Annotated in this window: 21 protein-coding genes and 1 riboswitch; of the genes, 11 read left to right on the forward strand and 10 right to left on the reverse strand. The window is 63.6% G+C overall.

Annotation, left to right across the window (positions count from 1 at the left end; all coding sequences use genetic code 11):
- Nucleotides 1-7 precede the first annotated feature (7 nt).
- A complete protein-coding gene (locus tag EU811_RS05300) occupies nucleotides 8-619 on the reverse strand; it encodes an NADPH-dependent FMN reductase (RefSeq protein WP_142937448.1) in 612 nt (203 codons plus the stop codon).
- Between the two features lie 184 nt (nucleotides 620-803).
- Here EU811_RS05300 and EU811_RS05305 point away from each other — a divergent pair, with 184 nt between their 5' ends.
- The 4 genes from EU811_RS05305 (at nucleotide 804) to EU811_RS05320 (ending at nucleotide 4,109) form a co-directional block, all read left to right on the forward strand.
- On the forward strand, nucleotides 804-2,012 hold the full coding sequence (locus EU811_RS05305; RefSeq protein WP_142937449.1) for a Re/Si-specific NAD(P)(+) transhydrogenase subunit alpha: 1,209 nt from the start codon (nucleotides 804-806) through the stop codon (nucleotides 2,010-2,012).
- Nucleotides 2,012-2,380 carry an NAD(P) transhydrogenase subunit alpha gene (locus EU811_RS05310; protein WP_142937450.1) on the forward strand — a complete coding sequence of 123 codons (369 nt, stop codon included), beginning with the start codon at nucleotides 2,012-2,014 and terminating at the stop codon, nucleotides 2,378-2,380. The genes EU811_RS05305 and EU811_RS05310 overlap by 1 nt, the downstream gene beginning before the upstream one ends.
- Entirely contained in the window at nucleotides 2,377-3,750 is a 1,374-nt protein-coding gene (locus EU811_RS05315; RefSeq protein WP_142937451.1) for an NAD(P)(+) transhydrogenase (Re/Si-specific) subunit beta, read from the forward strand. Before EU811_RS05310 ends, EU811_RS05315 begins: the two co-directional genes overlap by 4 nt.
- Nucleotides 3,751-3,917: 167 nt before the next feature.
- Nucleotides 3,918-4,109: a hypothetical protein gene (locus EU811_RS05320; protein ID WP_223941228.1), complete on the forward strand. Its 192-nt coding sequence runs from the start codon at nucleotides 3,918-3,920 to the stop codon at nucleotides 4,107-4,109.
- Between the two features lie 25 nt (nucleotides 4,110-4,134).
- Here EU811_RS05320 and EU811_RS05325 read toward each other — a convergent pair whose 3' ends face one another.
- From EU811_RS05325 to EU811_RS05365, 9 genes are all read right to left on the reverse strand, one after another.
- Nucleotides 4,135-4,869, reverse strand: a complete 735-nt coding sequence (locus tag EU811_RS05325) for a maleate cis-trans isomerase family protein (protein WP_142937453.1) — start codon at nucleotides 4,867-4,869, stop codon at nucleotides 4,135-4,137.
- An 8-nt stretch (nucleotides 4,870-4,877) separates the two neighbouring features.
- A complete protein-coding gene (locus EU811_RS05330) occupies nucleotides 4,878-6,305 on the reverse strand; it encodes an amidohydrolase family protein (protein ID WP_142937454.1) in 1,428 nt (475 codons plus the stop codon).
- Between the two features lie 28 nt (nucleotides 6,306-6,333).
- Entirely contained in the window at nucleotides 6,334-7,143 is an 810-nt protein-coding gene (locus tag EU811_RS05335; RefSeq protein WP_142937455.1) for an aspartate/glutamate racemase family protein, read from the reverse strand.
- The gene (locus EU811_RS05340; protein WP_142937456.1) at nucleotides 7,140-7,823 is read right to left on the reverse strand and encodes a GntR family transcriptional regulator; all 684 of its coding nucleotides are present in this window, start codon (nucleotides 7,821-7,823) and stop codon (nucleotides 7,140-7,142) included. The genes EU811_RS05335 and EU811_RS05340 overlap by 4 nt, the downstream gene beginning before the upstream one ends.
- 104 nt (nucleotides 7,824-7,927) lie before the next feature.
- Nucleotides 7,928-9,277: an MFS transporter gene (locus tag EU811_RS05345; RefSeq protein ID WP_223941225.1), complete on the reverse strand. Its 1,350-nt coding sequence runs from the start codon at nucleotides 9,275-9,277 to the stop codon at nucleotides 7,928-7,930.
- A 265-nt stretch (nucleotides 9,278-9,542) separates the two neighbouring features.
- Nucleotides 9,543-10,421 carry an amino acid-binding protein gene (locus EU811_RS05350; protein ID WP_142937457.1) on the reverse strand — a complete coding sequence of 293 codons (879 nt, stop codon included), beginning with the start codon at nucleotides 10,419-10,421 and terminating at the stop codon, nucleotides 9,543-9,545.
- A gap of 169 nt (nucleotides 10,422-10,590) precedes the next feature.
- Nucleotides 10,591-11,055, reverse strand: coding sequence for a large conductance mechanosensitive channel protein MscL (gene mscL, locus EU811_RS05355; RefSeq protein ID WP_142937458.1), 465 nt, complete (start codon nucleotides 11,053-11,055; stop codon nucleotides 10,591-10,593).
- 132 nt (nucleotides 11,056-11,187) lie between these two features.
- Complete coding sequence (gene speB, locus EU811_RS05360) at nucleotides 11,188-12,183, reverse strand: agmatinase (RefSeq protein ID WP_142937459.1); 996 nt, start codon at nucleotides 12,181-12,183, stop codon at nucleotides 11,188-11,190.
- A complete protein-coding gene (locus EU811_RS05365; protein ID WP_142937460.1) occupies nucleotides 12,180-13,562 on the reverse strand; it encodes an MFS transporter in 1,383 nt (460 codons plus the stop codon). The genes speB and EU811_RS05365 overlap by 4 nt, the downstream gene beginning before the upstream one ends.
- A 163-nt stretch (nucleotides 13,563-13,725) precedes the next feature.
- Between EU811_RS05365 and EU811_RS05370 the strand changes: the two genes are divergently transcribed.
- The 7 genes from EU811_RS05370 to EU811_RS05395 all read left to right on the forward strand — a co-directional run.
- A complete protein-coding gene (locus EU811_RS05370) occupies nucleotides 13,726-15,084 on the forward strand; it encodes a PucR family transcriptional regulator ligand-binding domain-containing protein (protein ID WP_238703302.1) in 1,359 nt (452 codons plus the stop codon).
- Nucleotides 15,069-15,254: a helix-turn-helix domain-containing protein gene (locus tag EU811_RS24085; protein ID WP_238703303.1), complete on the forward strand. Its 186-nt coding sequence runs from the start codon at nucleotides 15,069-15,071 to the stop codon at nucleotides 15,252-15,254. Before EU811_RS05370 ends, EU811_RS24085 begins: the two co-directional genes overlap by 16 nt.
- A 75-nt stretch (nucleotides 15,255-15,329) precedes the next feature.
- Nucleotides 15,330-15,428, forward strand: a riboswitch (glycine riboswitch).
- 149 nt (nucleotides 15,429-15,577) lie between these two features.
- Entirely contained in the window at nucleotides 15,578-18,430 is a 2,853-nt protein-coding gene (gene gcvP / locus EU811_RS05375) for an aminomethyl-transferring glycine dehydrogenase (RefSeq protein ID WP_142937461.1), read from the forward strand.
- An 11-nt stretch (nucleotides 18,431-18,441) separates the two neighbouring features.
- Nucleotides 18,442-19,575 (forward strand): glycine cleavage system aminomethyltransferase GcvT, encoded by a 1,134-nt coding sequence (gcvT, locus tag EU811_RS05380; protein ID WP_142937462.1) that lies wholly within the window; start codon nucleotides 18,442-18,444, stop codon nucleotides 19,573-19,575.
- Nucleotides 19,576-19,659: 84 nt separating this feature from the next.
- A complete protein-coding gene (gene gcvH, locus EU811_RS05385) occupies nucleotides 19,660-20,043 on the forward strand; it encodes a glycine cleavage system protein GcvH (protein ID WP_017197389.1) in 384 nt (127 codons plus the stop codon).
- Nucleotides 20,040-21,362, forward strand: a complete 1,323-nt coding sequence (gene glyA, locus EU811_RS05390; protein ID WP_142937463.1) for a serine hydroxymethyltransferase — start codon at nucleotides 20,040-20,042, stop codon at nucleotides 21,360-21,362. Before gcvH ends, glyA begins: the two co-directional genes overlap by 4 nt.
- A 337-nt stretch (nucleotides 21,363-21,699) precedes the next feature.
- On the forward strand, nucleotides 21,700-22,044 hold a 345-nt coding region (locus EU811_RS05395), incomplete at its 3' end, for a serine dehydratase beta chain (protein WP_274595829.1).

Below are 22,044 nucleotides of genomic sequence, written 5' to 3' on the forward strand. Positions count from 1 at the left end.
AGCGGTGTTACCGCGTGAGCTTTGCCGAATCCGGTTCCTGATCACCGATGTGGCCGGGCGCGTTGGCGGCGAGGACGCGCTGAACGAACGCGCTGTATTCCTCCATATAGTGGCGCAGAAGCCCGGCTGTCGCTTCGTCCTTAACTGAACCGTCGTCGTCGTACGCATCTGCGACGAAGCGGATGTAAGCCTCAGGTGCGTTCAACTGTGGCGCATCCAGGAAACTCAAAACACTGCGCATGGACGACTGCATCACGGCGGTTCCAATACCGCCCGGCGATGCGCCGATGATTCCGGTGGGCTTGCGAGCGAATGAATTGGTGCCCCACGGGCGTGAACCCCAATCGATGGCATTCTTCAAGGCGCCGGGAATAGAGCGGTTGTACTCGGGCGAGATAAACAAGATGCCGTCCGATGCGGCGATGGCATCCTTCAAGTCCCGGCCCGCCGCCGGGAAATCAGCATCGTAATCCGAGCTGTACAACGGAAGGTCTTTGATGGCGATCTCATGGAACTCGAGTTCCGGCGGCGCCACGCTGATGAGGGCCTTGGAGAGGACCCGGTTGATGGAATTGCTTGCCAGGCTTCCGACGAAGTAACCGATTTTGAAGGTGTCCATAGTGGCGTTCCTTTCCGACGGCACGGCCGGAACCGGCTCGTCGACGGTGTGGTGCTGGTTGCTCCCAGCTTCCACCGACCTTAGTGGACTTATGCACATAGCGCAGCCCCTACTCCCGCCGGGCCCCTTGCAGTCATAGACTCATGCCAACTGAGTCTGGAGGGTTCCGGAAAAGGGGTGGCGGGTGAAGGCAGGCATAGCGCGCGAGACACTTGACGGTGAGCGACGTGTTGCTGCAACGCCGGAAACGGTGAAGCAACTGATGGGGTTGGGCCTTGAGGTGGATGTGGAGTCCGGCGCGGGGCTGGCATCGGGCCACAGCGACCACGACTACCTGGCTGCGGGCGCGTCAGTGGTGCAATCACTGGTTCCCGGATCGCTGGATGTCTACTGCCACGTGCGTCCCCTGGAACCGTCGACGGCGGGAGCTCTCCCACGCGGCTCGGTCACCGTTGGTCTGGGGTCGCCGTCCTCGGAGCTGCCCACTGTGCGGGCGCTCGCCGCCGGGGGCATCACCTCCTTTGCGCTTGAACTGGTCCCACGTATATCGCGAGCCCAGTCCATGGACGCGCTCACCTCGCAGGCCCTGGTGGCCGGTTATCGCTGTGTTCTCGAGGCCGCCATGAGGCTCCCGCGGTTCTTTCCGCTGTACATGACGGCAGCTGGGACCATTCCGCCCGCCCGCGTGCTGGTGCTCGGGGCCGGGGTTGCCGGCCTTCAGGCCATCGGAACCGCCAAAAGACTAGGTGCTCGCGTGTCCGCCAATGACATCCGACCCGCCTCGGCGGACGAAGTGGCATCCATGGGAGGAACCTTCATCAAGCTGGACCTTGAAACCGCAGAGGCCTCGGGCGGCTACGCCAGGGAGCTCAGCGCGGACCGGGGTGCCCTCCAAAGAGCCCTCTTGGCGCCGCACGTGGCTCAGGCCGACGTCCTCATCACCACCGCTGCCGTGCCTGGAAGGCGCGCCCCACTCCTTGTGACCCGCGAAATGGTCCAGGGGATGCGCCCGGGGTCCGTGGTGGTGGACTTGGCTGCGGAATCCGGCGGAAACGTGGAGGGGAGCATCCCTGGGCAGGACATCCCCATCCCCACCGGCGATGGGGAGGGCACAGTGACACTCGTGGGAATCAAGGACGCGGCATCGGCAATGCCTGCGGATGCCTCACGACTGTTCGCCAAGAACGTCGCCAACCTCCTGGCACTTATGACTCGGGACGGCGTGGTGGTTCCGGACTTTGAGGATGAAGTCATTGCAGGCACGTGCCTCACCCACAACGGCCAAGTCCTCCACGCACCAACTGCGGAGGCACTTGCGGCGCTCGCAGGAGAAACGGGACAGGGGGGTGCTCCATCCGGGCGCTCCCAGCCCGGACCTGAAGGAGTGCGCTAATGGATGGCATGAGCCTGCTAACGATTACTGTGCTGGCGGTATTCGTGGGTTTTGAGGTTGTTTCCAAGGTCTCCAGTACCCTGCATACGCCCCTCATGTCAGGCGCCAATGCCATCCACGGCATCATCCTGGTGGGTGCCATCATTGTTGCCGGACAGGCCGCAGACCCGTGGGTGTTAGCAGTTGCGCTGCTGGCCGTAGTCCTTGCCACGGCTAACCTCGTGGGTGGTTTTGTGGTGACCGACCGGATGCTGGAGATGTTCCGCGGACGGCAGCGGCCGCCGTCGAACGCTGCCGTTCCTGAAGGCCGCGGAGGCGCGGAGCCGGCCGCCACCGTGGAGCCGGAGAAGAAGGAGCGCCGGCCATGACGCTTCTGAACCCCACGTGGACCTCGCTGCTGTACCTCGCCGCGGCGGCCTGCTTCATCCTCGCCCTTAAGGGCCTAAGTTCACCACGGACTGCCCGGCGCGGGAACCTGATCGGAGCATTTGGCGCTCTGCTGGCTGTGGTGACGGTGTTTGTCTCTGTGAAACTGGACAATATCCCGTGGATTCTGGGGGCTATTGTTGTGGGCTCGGGTGTGGCAGCGCCGGTGGCCCGCCGGGTGCACATGACCCAGATGCCGCAGCTCGTGGCACTCTTCAACGGTGTGGGTGGTGGTGCTGCGGCGCTGGTGGCGTTGCTGGAACTCTCCCATACGGGCGATCCGTGGGTTCGCCTGGCCATTGTCTTCACGTTGCTGGTGGGTGCGGTGTCCTTTGCTGGCTCCGGTGTCACTTTCGCCAAACTTCAAGGGCTCATGACCACCCGGCCGGTGACATTTCCCGGGTTACCAGCCTTGATGGCCGTGGTGCTGCTTGCCGCAGTGGGTGCTGGAATTGTGGTGATCCTGAACGGCTGGTTGGTGGTGGCGCTGCTCCTGCTGCTCTTGGGTCTTGGTGCCGGAATCCTGCTGGTGCTGCCGGTGGGAGGCGCGGATGTGCCGATTGTCATTTCACTCCTGAACGCCTTCACTGGCCTGGCTGTCGCGGCGTCCGGACTGGTGCTAGGCAATGTCCTCCTGGTGGTGGCCGGGACGCTGGTGGGGGCTTCCGGCACCATCCTCACCCGCGCCATGGCTGCCGCGATGGGTCGCAGTGTTGCAGGCATCATGTTTGGGGCTTTCAAGGGCGGATCTACCGCAGGTTCAACCACCGTCAGTGAGCGGCCCGTAAGATCCTCCAGCGCGGAGGACGTGGCAGTATTGCTCGGCTATGCACAGCGGGTGATCATCGTCCCGGGATACGGCCTTGCAGTGGCCCAAGGCCAGCACACTGCCGCGGAGCTGGCCTCGGCCTTGGAGTCACGCGGAATTGAGGTGGACTTCGCCATCCACCCGGTGGCCGGGCGCATGCCGGGCCACATGAACGTACTCCTTGCCGAGGCTAACGTGCCCTACGAGTCCCTGAAGGAAATGAGCGACATCAACTCGGAGTTCAAGACCACCGATGTCGCGTTGGTGGTTGGGGCCAACGATGTTGTGAACCCTGCCGCAAAAACCACCTCGGGGTCTCCGATCTACGGCATGCCCATTCTGGAGGTCGCCGACGCCCGGCAGGTGGTTTTCCTCAAACGTTCCATGCGCCCCGGATTTGCCGGTATTGAGAACGAGCTCCTGTATGAGCCCCAGACCACCCTGCTGTTTGGCGACGCGAAGGACTCCTTGACCAAGGTGCTGGGCGCGGTCAAAGCGCTGTAATTGACGCAGGTCACACAACTGGGCCTGGTATTCGCGTCATGTGAGCATCGGCGACGGCACACTTCCTGTACAGAAAGTTTGTCCAGGACGCTAGGAGCCACCCATTGCAGCACCGTAAGAAGGATTCGTTATTTGGAGCACCCTTCGTACAAGCAAGGGGAAAGAGTGTGACCAACTGGAGGTCGCTGGTTGGTCTGAAAGTTCAGATCTGGCGCGGCGACGAGATCGTGGACCAGGGCGTAGTGGAGGCCGTGACATCTGACGGCAGCGTTGTATGGCTCACCCAAACGGGAGCAGTGGAACGTCGGATGGTGGTGAAGGAACGCGGCGCAGGCATCCGGATCCAGCTCATCAACTGAGCTGGATCCGGAGAGCTGGCTGACGCTACACAGCGTCAGCCAGCAAACGGCCCCACTTCGCGTCGAGCAGTGGGGCTCCCGCCAACTTCAGGGCATGCCAGAGGGTGACCGCCACGGAATCGAGAACGGGTACTCCGGTGCGGCTTTCCACCTCCGCCGTGATGTTGGCGCCGTACAGGTTGGTGCATAGGTAGACCAAGGCATCCGGGTGCGAAGCTGCCAACTCGAGTGACCCAGGAAGCATCTCTTGGTCGGTGACCCGCGCGAAGGACTCGTTGTCGCTGAGGTCCAGGTGCCGGTGGTCGACCGTCTTGATCCCTTCACGGGCATAGGACGAGATCACGGACTCGTTCACGTCGGCGGTGTAGGGCGTGAACAGCCCGATCCGCTCGGTTCCAAACGACGCGAACGCGTCAAGATAAGCGAGCGTGGACGTGGTGGCAGGGATGCCCGTGGCCTCTGTGATCTCGCGGACCAAAGCATGGTCATGCGCAGCGCCAAGCCACGATCCCGAGGTACCGTTCCAGGCGATCACGTCCACATTAGCCGTGGCCAGCAGCTCGGCCGCAGCACGCATCACCGAGGAATCGAACTGCTTGTCCGAGGAATCGTCCAAGGCAATGCGGGTTACCGGGATGCGCGTTGAGTGGATGGTGACGTCCTGGCGATCGCCGAGGATCCGGTACGTCTGCGGCTCCAGGCAGGTGTTGGAGGACGGCACGATCATTCCGATCCGGGTGGCGCGATTGTTGGAAGGCATGGTGGCTCCTAGAGAGTAAGCGTAGAAACGGGCACGGCCAGCGAGTCGCGGTGTTCGGTGAAGCCGTTTCGGGCAACGAAACGTCCCACGGGCCCTGGATCATGGAAACCGTCGCCGTCGAGTACCACGCGACCAGCGGAGACGACGACGGCGGGCCAGCCGTTCAGCGTCTTCCCCTCGAAAGGCGAGAAATCAGTTCCCATGTGCAGCGCGCCGCCGTCGACGGTTTGCTGTCTGACGGGATCGAAGACCACCAGATCGGCGTCGAAACCTTCCACGATTGCGCCCTTGCGCGGCACGGCGTTGATCCGTGCGGGGCCGGCAGAGAAGACCTCCACGAAGTCCTCCACGGATCCGCCGGCTTCGGAAACCAAAGCGGTGAAGCTCACCGGCATGCGGGTCTCAACGCCGGGCAGGCCGTGCGGCATGTAGCGGACATCGTCGGTGCGCTCGCGTTTTTGGGAGAGGTCGTAGCAGGAGTGGTCCGAGGAAACCGTGTGGATGGCTCCGGCGGCAAGGCGGTCTTTGAGAGCGGCCACTGTTTCGGCGCTGCGCATGGGCGGGCAGCACGCGTACCACTCGGGAAACGCCGAACCGTAGACAGTGTCATCGAGGGTCAGATAGTGCGGGCACGTCTCGGAGTACGCCTCCTGCCCGCGCTCGCGGGCCTCGGTCACCAGGTCCACGGCGCCGGGTGTTGACTGGTGCACGAAGTACACGGGAGCCCCGGTGTACTCGGCCATGGCAAGCGTCTCTTTGACGGATACTTCCTCGGCGAGTTCCGGCCGGGTCCGGTGCAGGTGCTCGATCCCGATCAGGCCATCGGAGGCGTGTTGTTCCGTGCAGTCGGTGATGATGGCGTCGTGCTCGGCGTGGATGTAGGTCAGGCCGTCCAGGCGAACCATTTCGCGCATGACCTTCAGGACCGTATCTCCATCGGCCATGGTGGAACCACGGTTGGTGGTGTACATCTTCACGGACCGAACACCCTCGGCGGCCAGTTGCTCCAGTTGCCACGGGACGGTCTCGTCCCACGTGACCACTGCCCCGTGCAGTGCGACGTCGCAGCGTGAATCGGCGGCGAGCCGTTTCTTGTTCAGGACGGCATCCAGGGGAGTTTCCTGGGCGTCGCGTGGAATACCGAAGTCAATGATGGTGGTGGTCCCACCCCACAGCGCAGCGGTGGAGGTGGTCCGGTAGTCATCCAGGGTGCGGAAGCGGCCGGTCACTTGGGCCACGTGGCAGTGGCCGTCCACGCCGCCGGGAATGACCAGTTGACCCACCGCTTCTACGGTGCGGACGGCGGCAGGAACGGGCTGGGTGGCGTCAATGAGCTCGATGATGCGGCCTCCGTCCACCACTACATGGGCGTCCTGTCGGCCAAAGCTGTTGACCACGGTGCCGTGGGCAATGACGAGATGGGGGAGTTGGGACATCGTCGTCCTCCTTTGTTCTTGAAAAGTTCTAGACAGTGGCAGGGCGGTGGGCCGACTGCGCTGTGGCCAAGGCGGCGTCGAGGTCTTGCGACAGGCCCCGCCTGGCCTTCACCGGCGGTGCTGCGAACGAACCGCTGCGATGGGCGCCGGAACGCAGGGCCACCACGGCCTCCGTCATACGAATGCCGGCCGAGATACCGTCAACCACCGGCACGGGGATGTGGCCTTCAAGTTCCCGGGCCAGTCCGGCGAGCGGTGCACCCGCGAGGATCACGACGTCGGCGCCGTCCTCGTCGACGGCCTGCCGGCTAAGTGCCAAGAGGGTTTCCTTGAAATCGGCTTGTACGGAGCCGATCGAGTTCAGGCTCTGGTTGATGGAGCGAATGGAGGCCAGGCGGCCACCGAAGCCGAATCGTTCAACACAGTCGAGGTACCAGGCTTGTATGCGGTCCGAAATGGCGATGATGGAGAACCTGTGGCCTTGCAGTGCTGCTGCGCACAGGGCGGCCTCGGTGATGCCGATGACCGGTACGTCCACCAGCTCTTTCAAGGCCGGCATGCCGGGGTCTCCGAAGGCAGCCACCACAACGCCGTCCACCGCGGTTCCGCCGGGTTCGTCCCCGGCGTGAGTGCCGCCGTCGTGCCCGTATTCGGCGATGAGTTCGGCAACCGCACCCGCAGCGATCAGTGCCTCGAAGCGCGTCTCGATATATTCGACGCCGTGCCCGGCGGTCCGCACGATCAACTCGGTATCCGGACCCGCCGACCGCTGTGCTTCGGCTTCGATCAGGGCTGTGACGTCGTCACTGATATTGGGATTGATGACCAGGAGTTTCATGGTTTCTTCCGTTGCAGCTTGGGCTCCGTCGCGCTGGACTCCTGCGGGAACTGCTCGCGGTACTTGCCGATGTGCGACGCCGATTGCGCGGCGGCGCGGTCTGGATCGCCACTGGCGATGGCGGCGTAGAGGTCGCGGTGTTCCTGGATGAGTTCCGGGAGGTCGCTGACATGGCGGAAGAGCCAATGCATGCGTCCCTGCAGGGGTTCCAGTGCGGAGCGGAGGAAATCGTTGTTGGCGATGCGCGTGATGGCATCGTGGAATTCGCTGTTGGCGCGGTGGGCTTCCAGAATGGAGCCCTTGGCCAGGCAGCGGTCGGCCTCGTTCAGGAGGCCTTGGAGGTGTTCGAGATCTGTCACGGTGGCTCGTTTGGCGGCCAGGCGGCAGGCAAGCACCTCAAGGGATTGGCGGACATCGAAGAGATCTTCCACGTCCTTGGGGCTCAGCCCGCTGACCTCGGAGCCGCGGCCGGCGCGGTCGCGGATCAGGCCCTCCTGCCGGAGCATCCTCAGGGCTTCGCGGATGGGAAGGCGGGAGACATTGAATTCGGCGGCGAGATCGCGTTCCACCAGCCGGGTGCCGGGCGCATAGTGCCCCTCAAAAATCCTGGAACGGAGCGTGTCACGCACAGACTCCCGGAGGGGGCGGTCAGTGTTCTTCGTGTCTTCTGCGGCAAGCATGTCCAGCTCCAATTCGTGATGTGTGAGGCAGTGCGCCCGGCGACCCGACGGGCATCCGGCCATCCGGCGGTTCAGGACCGTCCGGCCGGACCGGTCGATGCGAGTCAGACCGGGAGTCGCTTGTTGTAATCCAGTGCCAGCACCGAGATGCCCATGATGACGGCGGATCCAACAAAGTACAGCAGTGCCCAGGTGTAGGAGCCGGTGGCCCCGACAATCAGGCCTACCACAATCGGGGTGACGAATCCGGCAATGTTGCCGCTGAAGTTCATGGCACCGCCCAGGACACCGGCGTTGGTCCGGCCACCAAGGATGGACGGGATGGACCAGAACAGGCCAACCCAGCGCAGGAAGAACAGGACCACCGAGAGAAGCACGACGGCGGTGATCGGGTCCGCGACAATGGTGACACCTACGAGGCCGCTCACCACGACGACGCTGGAGATGCCCAGCAGCGTACGCATGACGAGGTTCGCGGATGCGCCGGAGGCGCGCCACTTGTCGGCGATGATGCCGCCGAGGATTTCACCGACGAAGCCGGCACCGAAGATGACGAACGTGGACCAGCCGATGGTCTTGAGGTCGAAGCCCTTGGCTTGTGCCAGGTAAAGCGGACCCCAGGTCAGCAGACCGTAGAAGACGCCGTTGAAGCCAAGCCAGCCGAAGCACATGGCCCAGAAGGACCGGAACTTCAAGTAGGGGAGGAGCGCGCGCTTGCCTTGGGCGCCTTCCTTTGCGGCCTCGGCATCGTCCTCGGCGTGGGAAGCCTCGATGTAGGCGGCTTCTGCCTCATTGACGCCCTTGTGCTGGCGGGGGTTGTCGCGGATGTACCACCAGACTGCAAGGCCCATGAGGATGGTGGCTGCTCCGGCGATGATGAAGGACATCCGCCAGCTGCCGGTGGACGCGATCAGCCAGGTGATGAGGATGCCGCCCAGGCCCGCGCCAAGGGGAGCTCCGGCGTCGAGGATGGTGGCGCCGCGGCCACGTTCCTTCTTGTGCATCCAGATGGCATTGAGCTTGCCACCTGCCGGCATGACGCCGGCTTCAGTGACGCCGATACCCAGGCGGGCGATGAACATGCTGACGAATCCGCCAGCGAAACCGGAAGCGGCCGTGGCCGCGCCCCAGCCGATGCAGGAAGCGGTGACCATTTTGCGGGGGCCGAACTTATCGATCAGCCAACCGACGGGGATCTGCATCAGGGCATAGGTCCAGAAGAAGGCCGACAACAAGAGCCCGACGAGCTCGGGAGGCAGGTTGAATTCCTTCTGGATGATGGGGAGGGCTACGGAGATGGAACCACGGTCTATGTAATTGACCGCGACGAGGACCAGAAGCAGGATGAAGAGCTTCCAGCGGACGTTCGTGCGTCGCTGCACGCCGTTCTTGCCGGATGTGGGCTCGTTCTCCTGGGTTTCCTCGGTTGCCAGTTGGGTGTTTTGGGGAGACACAGCTTCTCCTTCATTAGGAGTCAACGGGATGGAATGTCTTGGGGGGATGAGCCGGGCGGGATACCGCTGCAGCCTGACCCGCGCCGGCGGCAGCTGTTGTGGGCCTGCCCATCGATGGGGCGGAACCACAGCCGGAAGCGGGATCATTTGGGATCCCGCTTTGGGATCCCAAAAACAAAACTAGATGTGATGTGCGGCACTGTCAAGGGTTTTGGTATACCTGGGCTCCCCGCCGAATGTGACCGAGCCCGTTGCGGCGCCCTGCCTAACCCCGCTGTCCCTCCGTTGAGGCCGAACTGTATGCCAGAATCTCTGCCAGCTCGGCGAGCCGGTGCGCACGCGCCGATTCTGCCGGAGTGAACGGCTCGCCAGCACGAGAGAAGACCAGTGGTCCATGCCAGGCCGTCGGGATCTTGAGGATGTCTGTTGAAGGCCCGACGCCGGTTGTCGCCTCGCTGCCCGGGCGTTCCGGATCGATGGGAACTACTTTCGCGGAAAGAAGCTCGGCGACAGCCAGGGGGAGTTCCTGCGGATTCCCGGCGACCCTTGTGGCGAGGCTCAGCGCCTTGGTTTGGCCATCGGCCATGGCCAGTGCGGTGGTGGGCCAAACCTGGGACTCACGCCCGCCGCCGTCGTGCAGTGCCTTCAGCAGTTCCTGTTCGGTGACGCTCCCCGGTGCCGAGAGCACGAACTCGTCCATCACCGCACCCTCCATACCGGCTCCGGCCGTCACATGGACATGCAGGCTGAGGATGTTGCTGTCCAACTTCGCGAGTGATTGGGTGATTTTCTGCAGTGATCCCGGCTGGTCGTGGAGCAGGGTACGCGCGCGCCACAGCGAGGGCGCCAGATGAAGCTGCCTGCGCCGGTGAAGGGCTGCGCCGTGCAGCCAACGCCGCAGAACCTTCGCGGCAGACGGCTCAGCCACCCAGATGACCAGCACGGTGGCCGTGACCGCCAGCAACAGGACCTTGGCCACGTAGGGCAGATGGGTTTCCACCACTGCGGCATGGACCAGGAGCTCGATGGGAAGCATGACCGCGATGTTGGCGAGGGTGAGGCGGGCCTTGGGCGGTTCGGGCAACTGGCCGCAGACATCACAGAGGAGGTCCGCGGTGACGGGAGTGCTCGGGTTGGGCTTCATGCTTTCATGCTGCCCTGCCCCTGTTTCGAACCGATTGCCTGTGCGTCACGTTCCGGGGACAGCCCAGTGAACGCAAAGAACCCGGCGTTCTCGCGAGGAGAACGCCGGGTTCTTCAAGCAACCGGGTTCAGTGAAGCAACCGGAAAGGGGCGATCGCGGAGAGCGGGGCCTAGTGGATGCGGTCCGAATCGAGGTCCGGGTCGAGGTCCGAACCCTGGCCTGCGTTGCGGGCGGCGGCCGCGTCCTTCAGGAGATCGCGGATTTCGGCCAGCAGCGCAGTATCTGCAGGCAGCGGCTCCTCCTCGGGCTCCTCGGTGGAGAGCCGGTCCTTGACCAGGGAGTTGATCTTGTTCATGGGTGCCACGAAGATGAAGTACACCACGGCCGCGGTGATCACGAACGTCACCAGGGCGGTCAGCACGGCGCCGAAATCAACGAACGTAGCGGGGTTGTTCTCCCAGATCTTGAAGCCCAGTCCTTCGGCGTTCATGCCGCCGGCGGCAGCGATCACGGGGTTGATGATGTGGTTGGTGAAGGCTCCGACAAGAGCGGTGAAGGCACTGCCGATGACGACGGCAATGGCCAGCTCAATCACGTTGCCGCGAAGTATGAAGTCCTTGAAACCCTTAAACATGGATGGTCCTCCGATTGGGTGCGGGTGTCTGCCTCAGCAGAGATCAAACTACCACTCCGGGGTTTCACGTGGGGGTCAAGCGGTGTCTTTGGCCGCCGGACCCCCACTGGATTCCAGCTTGGGCGTTCCGGATCAGGCGGACGTTGCTTCCAGATCGCGCTGGGAAACCCTTGCGCCCTTCCCTCTGTTCACCATGAGAGCCAGCAGGTCGAACACCACGGTTGCCGCGGCCACGCTGGTGATGTCGGCGTGGTCATAGGCGGGCGCTACTTCAACGACGTCGGCGCCTACGATGTTGATGCCGTTCAGGCCGCGGAGCAGTGCCAGAAGTTCGCGGGAATGCAGTCCGCCCATTTCAGGCGTGCCAGTGCCCGGTGCGTAGGACGGATCCAGGACGTCGATGTCGATGGAAACGTACACGGGAGTATCGCCCAACCGCTGCTTGACCTGGTCAATGGCCGCCGGGACGCCGATGACATCCAGGTCAGAACAGCGAATGATCTGGAAGCCGAACTCGTGGTCCTTAAGGAAGTCGTTGCGATCGTAAACCGGGCCACGGATGCCTACATGCATGGATTTGTCTTCAATCAGGAGCCCCTCTTCGAAGGCCCTGCGGAAGATGGTCCCGTGAGTGACCGGCTGGTCAAAGTAGGTGTCCCACGTGTCCAGGTGGGCATCGAAGTGAAGCAGTGCAACGGGGCCGTGCACTGTGTTGAGGGCCCGCAACATGGGGAGGGCAATGGTGTGGTCGCCGCCGATGGAGATCAATTTCTTGTCCTGGCTGATCAGCGGGCGGGCCTGCTCCTCGATCTCGCGCACTGCCCGGCTGATGTCGTAGGGCGTACACGCGATATCGCCGGCATCCACGACCTGGACTTCGTTGACCGGCTCGACGTCCAGCTCGGGGTGGTATCCGGGGCGCAACAGGCGGGAGGCCTCGCGGACTGCGGCCGGGCCAAACCGGGCGCCGGGACGGTAGGAGGTACCGCCGTCGAACGGGACGCCGACGATCGCGATGTCGTAGTCGGGAACGCGATCGATCTGCGGCAGCCTCGCGAAGGTACCCAATCCTGCGAAGCGGGGAACCTTGGTGGCATCGACGGGGCCAATGGGCTGGTGAGTGGTCATGACAGGGATCCTTCGGTTACTTTGTGGGACTCCGGGGTGCCCGGCTTCTTTTTACTGGTGAGTTCTGAGAGGGACTTGTTGGCCGTTTCCGGCGCGAGCAAGAACGTCGCTATCAGGCCAGCCAGAGAGATGACGGCGCCGATGAGCAGGGAACCGGCGGCACCAAAGCTCACAATGGCGATGGGCATCAAGTACGTGCTGGCCGCCGAGCCGATGCGGCTGATTGCCGTGCCGAAGCCCACTGCCGTTGCGCGGACCTCCGTAGGGAAGAGCTCGTTGGGGTAGACAACTTCGAGGAAGCTGGAGGCGCCGGAAGCCAGCGCGAAGATCGCCAACGCGATGAACAGCGGTGCGGCCTGGACGTCGGGAATGAAGGCCGGGATGGCGAGTGCCACCACGATGACGCCGAAGCTCCAAAGGAGCAACTTGCGTCGACCTATTCTTTCCACGAGCCAGAGGCCGGGAATGCCACCCACCACGAACAACATGGAGATCAGGAACGATCCCCCGTAGAGGTTGGCGTCGCCGTGCATCCCGAAAGATGCCAGAAGGTCCGGGGCGAACGTGTAGACGGCGAAGAGCGGGATCACCTGGGCCGTCCAGAAGATGGAGACAAACAACGTGCGCTTCCAATACTGGCCCCTGAAGATATCCAGGAATCGGCCCTGCTTGGCGGGACCCTCGCTGTCAGAAGCGATATCGCTCAGCCCGTATTGCTGCCCGTAGACCTTCTTGATGACTGCGTCAGCCTCATCACGTCGGCCTCGGGAGAGCAGCCAGCGAGGCGACTCTGGGGTGCCGAGACGGCACAGCAGGGTAATGATGGCGAAGATCGCAGGGCTGGCGACCATCCAGCGCCAGGCGTCCGGACCCATGTCCCGAAGCAGATAACCGACGGCGTACGCGACGGCCGCGCCAACGGCCCAGACCACGAAGGTGGCGCCCAGCAGACGGCCGCGGTGCTTCTTCGGCAGGAACTCTGCCAGAAGGGAGGTGGCGATGGGGTAGTCGGCGCCAATGGCCATTCCAAGGAAGAAGCGGCACAGGACAACCTGCCACACTTCGGTCGCGAAGCCGTTCAAGAGGGAGAAGACGGCCAGCGCGATGAGATCGGCTATGTACATCTTGTGCCGGCCGATCTTGTCGGTGAGCCACCCAAAGACGGCACCGCCGAAGAAAATGCCCACTAAGCTGGCCGCGCCGATCAAACCGATTTCAGCCGTGCTGAGCTGCAGCCCCGGCGTCATGGTGATCAGGGCGATGCCGATGATGGATAGGGCATACCCATCAATGAACGGTCCGCCGGAGGCGAAGAACGTCAGCTTCTTGTGAAACGTGGTCAGTGGGGCATCGTCAATGAGGTTGCTTGTTGCGCTCATTGCAACCCTCTCTCGTGAGTGCTCTTGGGGAGCGGGGGGAGTAAGTACTTCAATTCTTGGTGACCCGCGTCACTCCGGCTATCTGCACTTTGAATACAAATGATGAAGTCTCTTATACCTTTGTCTAAAGCGCCCCATCAACGTACAGAACAGGAGTCCACCAATGGCAATCACCGTCGCCGAACTCGTCGCCGAGCCGCAGCTTGGCCTCACGCTCCTGGCCGGATCTGGCGGCGCCGACAACCGCATCACGTGGGCCCACACCTCGGACCTGCCACGGCTCTGGGAATGGGTCACAGGCGGCGAGCTCATGATGACCAATGGCCTCTCGATTCCAGCTGACGCTGACGGGCAAGTGGCGCTCGCCGAAGCCTTGATGGACTCCGGCGCCAGCGCCTTGGCCATCGGCGAGAAGATGCACGCGCCGCCCCTGACCGCGGAATTCCTGGCCGCTTGCGACAGGCTGCCGTTGCCCCTGCTCAACATCCCGTATCCCTTGCCGTTCATCGCGATCGCCCGCTCGGTTGCTGAGGCGTCGTTGGTGGAAGAATCCCGACGACTCCGGCAGACAGCGCGGGTCTACGATCTACTCCGGACTGTCGGGGCATCCGAGGATCATTGGCAGAGCCTTGTCCAGCGGCTTGCCACGGAGCTCGACGCAGAGCTGTTCGTGGTGGACCGCCGCTGCCTGCATCCGTGGCATCCCGAAGGTCAGCGGCTCCCGGACTTCCTGGCCGACGAATGGGCCCCGCTTCCCGGCCGGGTCTCTGTGGCCGGCAAGAACTTCCAGTGGCACCGGATCCGCGGCAGGCACGTGCTGACCATGGACATTCCCACCCATGCAAACGCGCTTCTGGTGGTGCTGCCCAACAGCGAACCGCACCCGGACGCCGTCGTACTTCTCCATGCCGCGACCGTGCTGGGACTGCAGCTTTCGCGCATCGTCCTGTCGTTGGAAGGCCGCCACCGGCTGGCCGGCGAGTTCCTGATGCAGGCCATGGAGGGACGCCTCGGAGTGGCCGAGATGGAGAGCCGGCTGACGGCTTTTGAGGTGCCGGCCCGGGATTTCGTGCTCGCCTCCATGTCGGCGGACGCTGCCAGGGAATTGGACGCTGTCAAGCAAGCGGACGACGGCGGTGGGCTGGCTGGCGTGCACATCGAACTGTGGCGGCACGGGGTTGCGTCAGCGTCCTTGAAGCGGAACAACAGGCTGCATGTGGTGGTCCCAGCTGATGCGGACGACGACGTCCTGGCGCACTGCGCCGGCGCGGAAACCGTCATCGGCATCAGTGCCCCGGCCGCCGTTGCGGGGCTGCAACGGGCTCTTCAGGAGTCCCTTTGGGCTCTCGGCTCGGCCAAGGCCAACAAGCTGGACGTCGCCCACTATGCGCAGGGACCATCGTGGTTGGGCATGACGGGTTTTGAGGAAGGAACGGCGCTGGTCCGGCGACTGCTGGGCCCAATTTTGACTACGAGCAGAGCCAGGACGGCGATCTCATCGTCACCTTGCGGACCTATCTGAACTCGCAGCGTTCCTGGCAAAAGACGGCTGCCGCCCTGTTCGCGCACCGGCAAACAATCATCTACCGCATACGAAAAATCGGTGAGCTGACGGGGCTGGACATGGGTGAGACCTCCACGGTGGCGCAACTCTGGTTCGCGTTGCAGATTCACGAGACCATGCACCAGTAGCCGCACCTTGCTTGCGCTTTTTCGAAACTACCCGCTATGGTGTGAAGCGTGTCACTCATGGTGACGCAACGCTTTTGATCTGCGGCGGGAGAGTCCTGCCGGTACATCCAGTCAGGCGCCGTAGGAGCAAATCCTCCCCAGGAATCTCTCAGGCCCATGTACCGCCGCGGTTAGGCAACTCTGGAAAGCAGTCCGGGCAACCGGGCTCACCGACGGTGCAAGCAGGAGACCATCCCTGCGGAATCTCTCAGGTCCAATACAGAGCGGGGAGGAACCCCACATCATCGTGGCGCTCAGTGGGCGCCTGAATCATGGAGTTCCTCTTGACTGTTAAATCAACCCCCACCGCCTTCGCGGACCGGCATATCGGCGCCCGTCGCCAGGCCGACGTTGACACCATGCTCAAGGCCATCGGCTACGACTCTGTCGACGGCTTGGTGGACGTCGCGGTCCCCGATTCCATCCGCCAGGACACAGCGCTGAAGCTGAACGATGCCCTCACCGAGGTGCAGGTCCTCACAGAGTTGCGCAAGCTGGCTTCGAAGAACAAGACCGCCGTGCAGATGATCGGCCAGGGCTACTACGACACCGTCACGCCCCCGGTTATCCGCCGCAACATCCTCGAAGCTCCCGCTTGGTACACGGCCTACACCCCGTACCAGCCGGAAATTTCCCAGGGTCGCCTCGAAGCGCTCCTCAACTTCCAGACCATGGTCCAGGACCTCACCGGACTGCCTGTTGCCAACGCTTCGTTGCTGGATGAAGCCACCGCCGTTGCCGAGGCCGTGTTGCTGATGCGCCGGGCCAACAAGAACAAGGCTGCCAAGGACGGGAAGACTGTTCTGGACGCTGACCTCCTCCCGCAGACCATCGCGATAGTGAAGGGCCGCGCCGAGGCGCTGGGCTTCGAGGTTGAGATTGCGGACCTGTCGGCCGGCCTTCCGGACGGCGACATCAACGGTATCGTCCTGCAGCAGCCGGGCGTTTCGGGCCGCGTTTTCGACCATTCCGGCGTCATTTCTGATGCGAAGGAACGCGGTGCCCTGGTAACGGTTGCCGCCGATTTGCTGGCGCTCACCCTCATCACGCCCCCGGGCGAGCAAGGTGCGGACGTCGCCGTCGGAACCGCACAGCGTTTCGGTGTGCCGCTGTTCTTCGGTGGCCCGCACGCTGCCTACATGGCCGTCCGCGAAGGCATGGAGCGCACGCTTCCCGGCCGCATCGTGGGCGTCTCCAAGGACAACGCCGGCGTTCCTGCCTACCGCCTGGCACTCCAGACCCGCGAGCAGCACATCCGCCGCGAGAAGGCCACGTCCAACATCTGCACCGCTCAGGCTCTGCTCGCGATCGTCGCCTCGATGTACGCCGTGTACCACGGTCCCGAAGGCCTGAAGGCGATCGCCGAAACAGTCCACGGGCACGCCCGTGTTTTGGCTACAGCACTGCAGAAGGCCGGCCGCGAACTCGTCTCCGAGGCCTTCTTCGACACCCTCACCGTCCGCGTTCCCGGCAAAGCTGACAAGGTCATCGCCGCCGCCGAAGCCCGCGGCATCAACCTGCGGCTCATCGACGCGGACACCGTTGGCGTTTCCGTTGATGAAACCACGACGCCGGAGGTCCTCTCCGCGGTGGCCGTCGCCTTTGGTGCCGGTCCAGTAAGGGACGCCGCAGGGTTCGAACTGCCCTCTGAAGTGGTCCGCACCTCCGATTTCCTGCAGCATCCGGTGTTCAATACGCACCGTTCCGAGACGCAGCTGTTGCGCTATATCCGCAAGCTGTCCGATCGGGACCTCGCGCTGGACCGAACCATGATCCCGCTGGGCTCGTGCACCATGAAGCTCAACGCGACCGCCGAGATGGAAGCGATCTCGTGGCCGGAGTTCGCTTCCATCCACCCGTTCGCTCCCGACCACCAGACGGCCGGTTGGCGTGAACTGATCATCGACCTCGAGGCGGACCTCACGGAGATCACCGGCTACGACCAGGTCTCCATCCAGCCCAATGCCGGTTCGCAGGGCGAGCTGGCCGGCTTGCTGGCGATCCGCGGCTACCACCTGTCCCGTGGCGACGAGCAGCGCACTGTCTGCTTGATCCCTGCTTCGGCTCATGGGACCAATGCTGCCTCGGCTGTGCTGGCCGGCATGAAGGTTGTTGTGGTGGCTACGGCTGCCGACGGCACTATTGATCATGCCGATCTGACGGCCAAGATCGAGGCCAACAAGGACGTGCTGTCCTGCATCATGATCACGTACCCGTCCACGCACGGTGTGTACGACGCCGACGTCCGCGAGGTTTGCGACGCGATCCACGCAGCCGGCGGCCAGGTCTACGTTGACGGCGCCAACCTCAACGCCCTGGTTGGCTTGGCCCAGCCGGGAAAGTTCGGCGGCGACGTGTCCCACCTGAACCTGCACAAGACCTTCTGCATCCCGCACGGTGGCGGCGGACCGGGCGTTGGACCTGTAGCTGCCAAGGCCCACCTGGCTCCCTTCATGCCGGGCGACGCGAACAAAGCGGCGCACGAGGAAGGACACGGGGTGGCCATCTCGGCGTCACGTTATGGCTCTGCCGGTGTGCTGCCGATTTCCTGGGCGTACGTGAAGCTCATGGGCGGCCAGGGTCTCACCGAAGCCACCAAGTCCGCGCTGCTCGCAGCCAATTACGTTGCCTCCCGCCTGGATGAGCACTTCCCGGTTTTGTACACGGGCGAGGGCGGACTGGTAGCCCACGAGTGCATCCTGGACCTCCGCGAGCTGACCGCACGCACGGGTGTCACGGCCGAGGACGTTGCCAAGCGCCTCATCGACTTTGGCTTCCACGCTCCCACGCTCGCGTTCCCGGTTGCGGGGACGCTCATGGTGGAGCCCACGGAGTCGGAAGACCTTGCCGAGATCGACCGCTTCATCGAAGCCATGATCACTATCCGTGCCGAGATCGAACAGGTGGCCGGTGGTGATTTCACTGTTGAGAAGTCGCCGCTGCGCAACGCGCCGCACACGGCTGCCGCCGTCGTGAGTTCCGACTGGGACCGTGACTACCCGCGTGAGCAGGCCGCCTTCCCGGTCCACCACCTCAAGCAGGACAAGTACTTCCCTCCTGTTGGCCGCATCGACGGCGCCGCCGGTGACCGCAACCTCGTGTGCTCCTGCCCGCCCCTCGAAGATTTTGAAAACTAAGGACTCCCCACATGTCTGAGAAGTACACCGCTCTCTACGAGCAACACAAAAAGGCCGGCGCGTCCTTCACCGACTTCGGTGGCTGGCAGATGCCCCTCAAATACGAATCCGAGCTCGCCGAGCACCACGCAGTCCGCAAGTCGGCAGGCCTGTTCGACCTCTCCCACATGGGAGAAGTCTGGGTGTCCGGCCCGGACGCAGCCGCGTTCCTGGACTACGCGCTGGTGGGCAAACTGTCCGCCGTCGCGGTGGGCAAAGCCAAGTACTCACTGATCTGCAACGCAGACGGTGGCATCATCGACGACCTCATTACGTACCGCCGGCCCTCCGAAGAAGGCGTGGACAGGTACCTGGTGGTCCCTAACGCGGGCAACGCGGAGGTGGTTGCTTCGGAGCTGCTGGCGCGCGCAGCCGGCTTCGACGTCGTGGTGGAAGACGCGTCGGCCGAGACATCGCTGATCGCCGTGCAGGGTCCGAACGCCGAAGCGATCCTGCTTGCTCTGGTCCCGACAGAGCAGCACGCTCTGGTCACCGAGCTGAAGTACTACGCGGCCGTGGAGGTCTCCATCAACGGGCAGGACCTTTTGCTCGCCCGCACCGGCTACACCGGCGAGGACGGCTTCGAGATCTACATCCCTAACGTCGATGCGCCTGGCCTCTGGGAAGCATTCCTCGAGGCAGGCGAAGGCCACGGACTTATCCCCGCCGGACTCGCAGCCCGTGACTCCCTGCGCCTGGAAGCAGGAATGCCCCTCTACGGCAACGAGCTCTCCCGCCACGTCAACGCCTACGCCGCAGGCCTGGGCCCCGTCGTTTCCCTGGCCAAGGAAAGCGACTTTGTGGGCCGCGACGCGCTCACGGCTATCAAGGCCGCGGGCGTCGGATCCACCCTCGGCCAGAAGCTCGTGGGCCTCAAGGGCACCGGTCGTCGAGCTGCCCGCGCCCACTACTCCGTCCTCAAGGACGGTTCCCTGATCGGCGAAGTCACCTCCGGCCAGCCAAGCCCCACGCTCGGCTACCCGATCGCGTTGGCGTATGTCGACGTCGAACATTCAAAACCCGGCACGATGGTGGACGTCGACCTCCGCGGCAAGGCAGAAGCCTTCGAGGTTGTGCAGCTGCCGTTCTACAAGCGCCAAAAATAGGAGTTTTTGTACACATAACGCCCTTATGAGGCCCCTTTGAGGGCATCAACTGTACAAAAACTCGAAGAGAGAGAAGGAATTGGAATGAGCAAGGTAGTTGCTGAATTGAAGTACTCGGCTGAGCACGAGTGGGTTGCCGTCGATGGGGACGGGCCGGTGGGGATCGGGATTTCCGCGGTTGCCGCTGATGCCTTGGGCGACATTGTGTATGTGGACCTGCCCGAGGTTGGTTCCACTGTGACCGCGGGGGAGACCTGCGGCGAGGTGGAATCCACCAAGTCCGTGTCCGATCTGTACTCGCCCGTGACGGGGGAGGTGACCGAGATCAACGACGCCGTTGTCAGCGATCCGGCGCTCATCAACAACGATCCCTACGGTGCAGGCTGGCTGTTCAAGGTGGCCGCAACGGAAGAAGGGCCGCTCATGTCGGCCGAAGAATACGCTGCAACGAACGGTGGAGAACTGTGAACCCGGTATCTGTAACTGACTACCAGCAGGTGGTGTCGGCGTCGTTGGACGCACAGCTCGCCGAGCTGGACCCCGAGATCGCTGCGAAGATCGACGACGAACTGGGTCGCCAGCGCGACGGCCTGGAAATGATCGCATCCGAGAACCACACGGCCGTGGCTGTCATGCAGGCGCAGGGTTCGGTGCTGACCAACAAGTACGCCGAAGGCTACCCGGGCAAGCGCTACTACGGTGGCTGCGAGCACGTCGACGTCATCGAGCAGCTGGCTATTGACCGTCTAAAGGCATTGTTCGGAGCCGAGTACGCGAACGTGCAGCCGCACTCCGGTGCACAGGCGAACGCCTCGGTGATGCACGCGCTGATCAAGCCGGGCGACACCATCATGGGCCTGAACCTCGCCCACGGCGGCCACCTGACCCACGGTATGCGCATCAACTTCTCCGGCAAGCTCTACAACGTGGTTCCGTACGGGGTCCGCGAGGACACCCACACGGTGGACATGGCCGAGGTTGAGGCTTTGGCCCAGGAGCACAAGCCCGCGCTCATCGTTGCCGGCTGGTCCGCATACGCGCGGCAGCTGGACTTTGCTGAATTCCGCCGGATCGCTGATTCTGTGGGCGCTTACCTGATGGTGGATATGGCCCACTTCGCCGGGCTGGTGGCCGCCGGGCTGCACCCGTCCCCGGTCCCGCACGCGCACGTCACCACGTCCACCACGCACAAGACCCTCGCCGGTCCGCGCGGCGGCATCATCCTCTCCAACGACGCCGACATCGCCAAGAAGATCAACTCGGCCGTGTTCCCGGGCCAGCAGGGCGGACCACTTGAGCACGTCATCGCGGGCAAGGCTGTCGCGTTCAAGATTGCCGCTTCGGAGGAGTTCCGTGAGCGCCAGGAACGCGTCCTGGCCGGTTCCCGCATCCTGGCCGAGCGCCTAATCCAGGAAGATGTGGCAGCCAAGGGCATCTCCGTTGTGTCCGGCGGAACAGATGTGCACCTGGTTCTCGTGGACCTGCGCAACTGCGAACTCAACGGCCAACAAGCCGAAGACAGGCTCGCCGCGATCGACATCACCGTCAACCGCAACGCCGTCCCGTTCGACCCGCGCCCGCCCATGGTCACCTCAGGCCTCCGCATCGGCACCCCTGCGTTGGCTACTCGCGGATTCGGCGAAGCAGCCTTCCGGGAGGTCGCGGACATCATCGCCGAAGTACTGATCGCCGACGCCGATGCCGACCTTTCCGGGCTGCGTCACCGCGTTGAGGTTCTTGCGAAGGCGCACCCGCTGTACCCGGGTGTAGCTAACCTCTCGCAGTAGCCCGGCGTGTTCGCCCCTCGGGTTCGCCTGTTGGGTTCGCTCGGGTTGCCAGGTCCACAGGAGCCGACGTTCCACTCACCAGTGTTGGGGCCGGGCGCACTTGTCCGTTTGCTTGGGAGATTATTCCTGGCCGATTCGGGGGTTCCCTGCGCAGTATGCCGTGCGAACGGCATGTTGGGCAGCGAACCCCCGGAATGGCGAGGCGCGGTGCCGAGGGGCGGCGTCGGAGGGGGCAGTCGGGCTCGTGGTTGGTGGTTGGTGTTTGGGGTTTGAGGGTCCGCTCCGTTTGTTGGGGGCGGGGCGGGTTCTATTCGTTGTACGTCGTTAGGAAATGACCATGGCCGTTGGGGTCTTTGATCTGTTTACTGTGGGTATTGGCCCGTCGAGTTCTCATACTGTGGGGCCGATGCGGGCTGGGGCGGTGTTTGCCCGGGAGCTCCGTGAGTCCGGGGTGCTCGAATCCGTTGCAGGCTTGCGGGTTGATCTCTACGGCTCCTTGGCCGCCACGGGCAAGGGACACGGGACGTTCACAGCTGTCTTGCTTGGACTTGAGGGCTTCGACCCCGAAAAGATCCTGCCCGCTGAGGTAGAGGAGCGGCTGGCATCCATTGCTGACACGGGCAAGCTCAATCTGGCCGGCGGAATCCTCCTCGACTACACCCTGGAGGATATGGTTCTTCAT

Origin of the sequence: Arthrobacter sp. TS-15 (assembly GCF_006964045.1) — a bacterium.
Taxonomy (GTDB): Bacteria; Actinomycetota; Actinomycetes; order Actinomycetales; family Micrococcaceae; genus Arthrobacter.

What these genes read in the sequence shown, in the direction of transcription:
- EU811_RS05300 (WP_142937448.1), bottom strand. Translation starts at nt 619, where the DNA reads ATGGACACCTTCAAAATCGGTTACTTCGTCGGAAGCCTGGCAAGCAAT.
- EU811_RS05310 (WP_142937450.1), top strand. Translation starts at nt 2,012, where the DNA reads ATGGATGGCATGAGCCTGCTAACGATTACTGTGCTGGCGGTATTCGTG.
- EU811_RS05315 (WP_142937451.1), top strand. Translation starts at nt 2,377, where the DNA reads ATGACGCTTCTGAACCCCACGTGGACCTCGCTGCTGTACCTCGCCGCG.
- EU811_RS05325 (WP_142937453.1), bottom strand. Translation starts at nt 4,869, where the DNA reads ATGCCTTCCAACAATCGCGCCACCCGGATCGGAATGATCGTGCCGTCC.
- EU811_RS05330 (WP_142937454.1), bottom strand. Translation starts at nt 6,305, where the DNA reads ATGTCCCAACTCCCCCATCTCGTCATTGCCCACGGCACCGTGGTCAAC.
- EU811_RS05335 (WP_142937455.1), bottom strand. Translation starts at nt 7,143, where the DNA reads ATGAAACTCCTGGTCATCAATCCCAATATCAGTGACGACGTCACAGCC.
- EU811_RS05340 (WP_142937456.1), bottom strand. Translation starts at nt 7,823, where the DNA reads ATGCTTGCCGCAGAAGACACGAAGAACACTGACCGCCCCCTCCGGGAG.
- EU811_RS05350 (WP_142937457.1), bottom strand. Translation starts at nt 10,421, where the DNA reads ATGAAGCCCAACCCGAGCACTCCCGTCACCGCGGACCTCCTCTGTGAT.
- mscL (WP_142937458.1), bottom strand. Translation starts at nt 11,055, where the DNA reads ATGTTTAAGGGTTTCAAGGACTTCATACTTCGCGGCAACGTGATTGAG.
- speB (WP_142937459.1), bottom strand. Translation starts at nt 12,183, where the DNA reads ATGACCACTCACCAGCCCATTGGCCCCGTCGATGCCACCAAGGTTCCC.
- EU811_RS05365 (WP_142937460.1), bottom strand. Translation starts at nt 13,562, where the DNA reads ATGAGCGCAACAAGCAACCTCATTGACGATGCCCCACTGACCACGTTT.
- EU811_RS05370 (WP_238703302.1), top strand. Translation starts at nt 13,726, where the DNA reads ATGGCAATCACCGTCGCCGAACTCGTCGCCGAGCCGCAGCTTGGCCTC.
- gcvT (WP_142937462.1), top strand. Translation starts at nt 18,442, where the DNA reads ATGTCTGAGAAGTACACCGCTCTCTACGAGCAACACAAAAAGGCCGGC.
- gcvH (WP_017197389.1), top strand. Translation starts at nt 19,660, where the DNA reads ATGAGCAAGGTAGTTGCTGAATTGAAGTACTCGGCTGAGCACGAGTGG.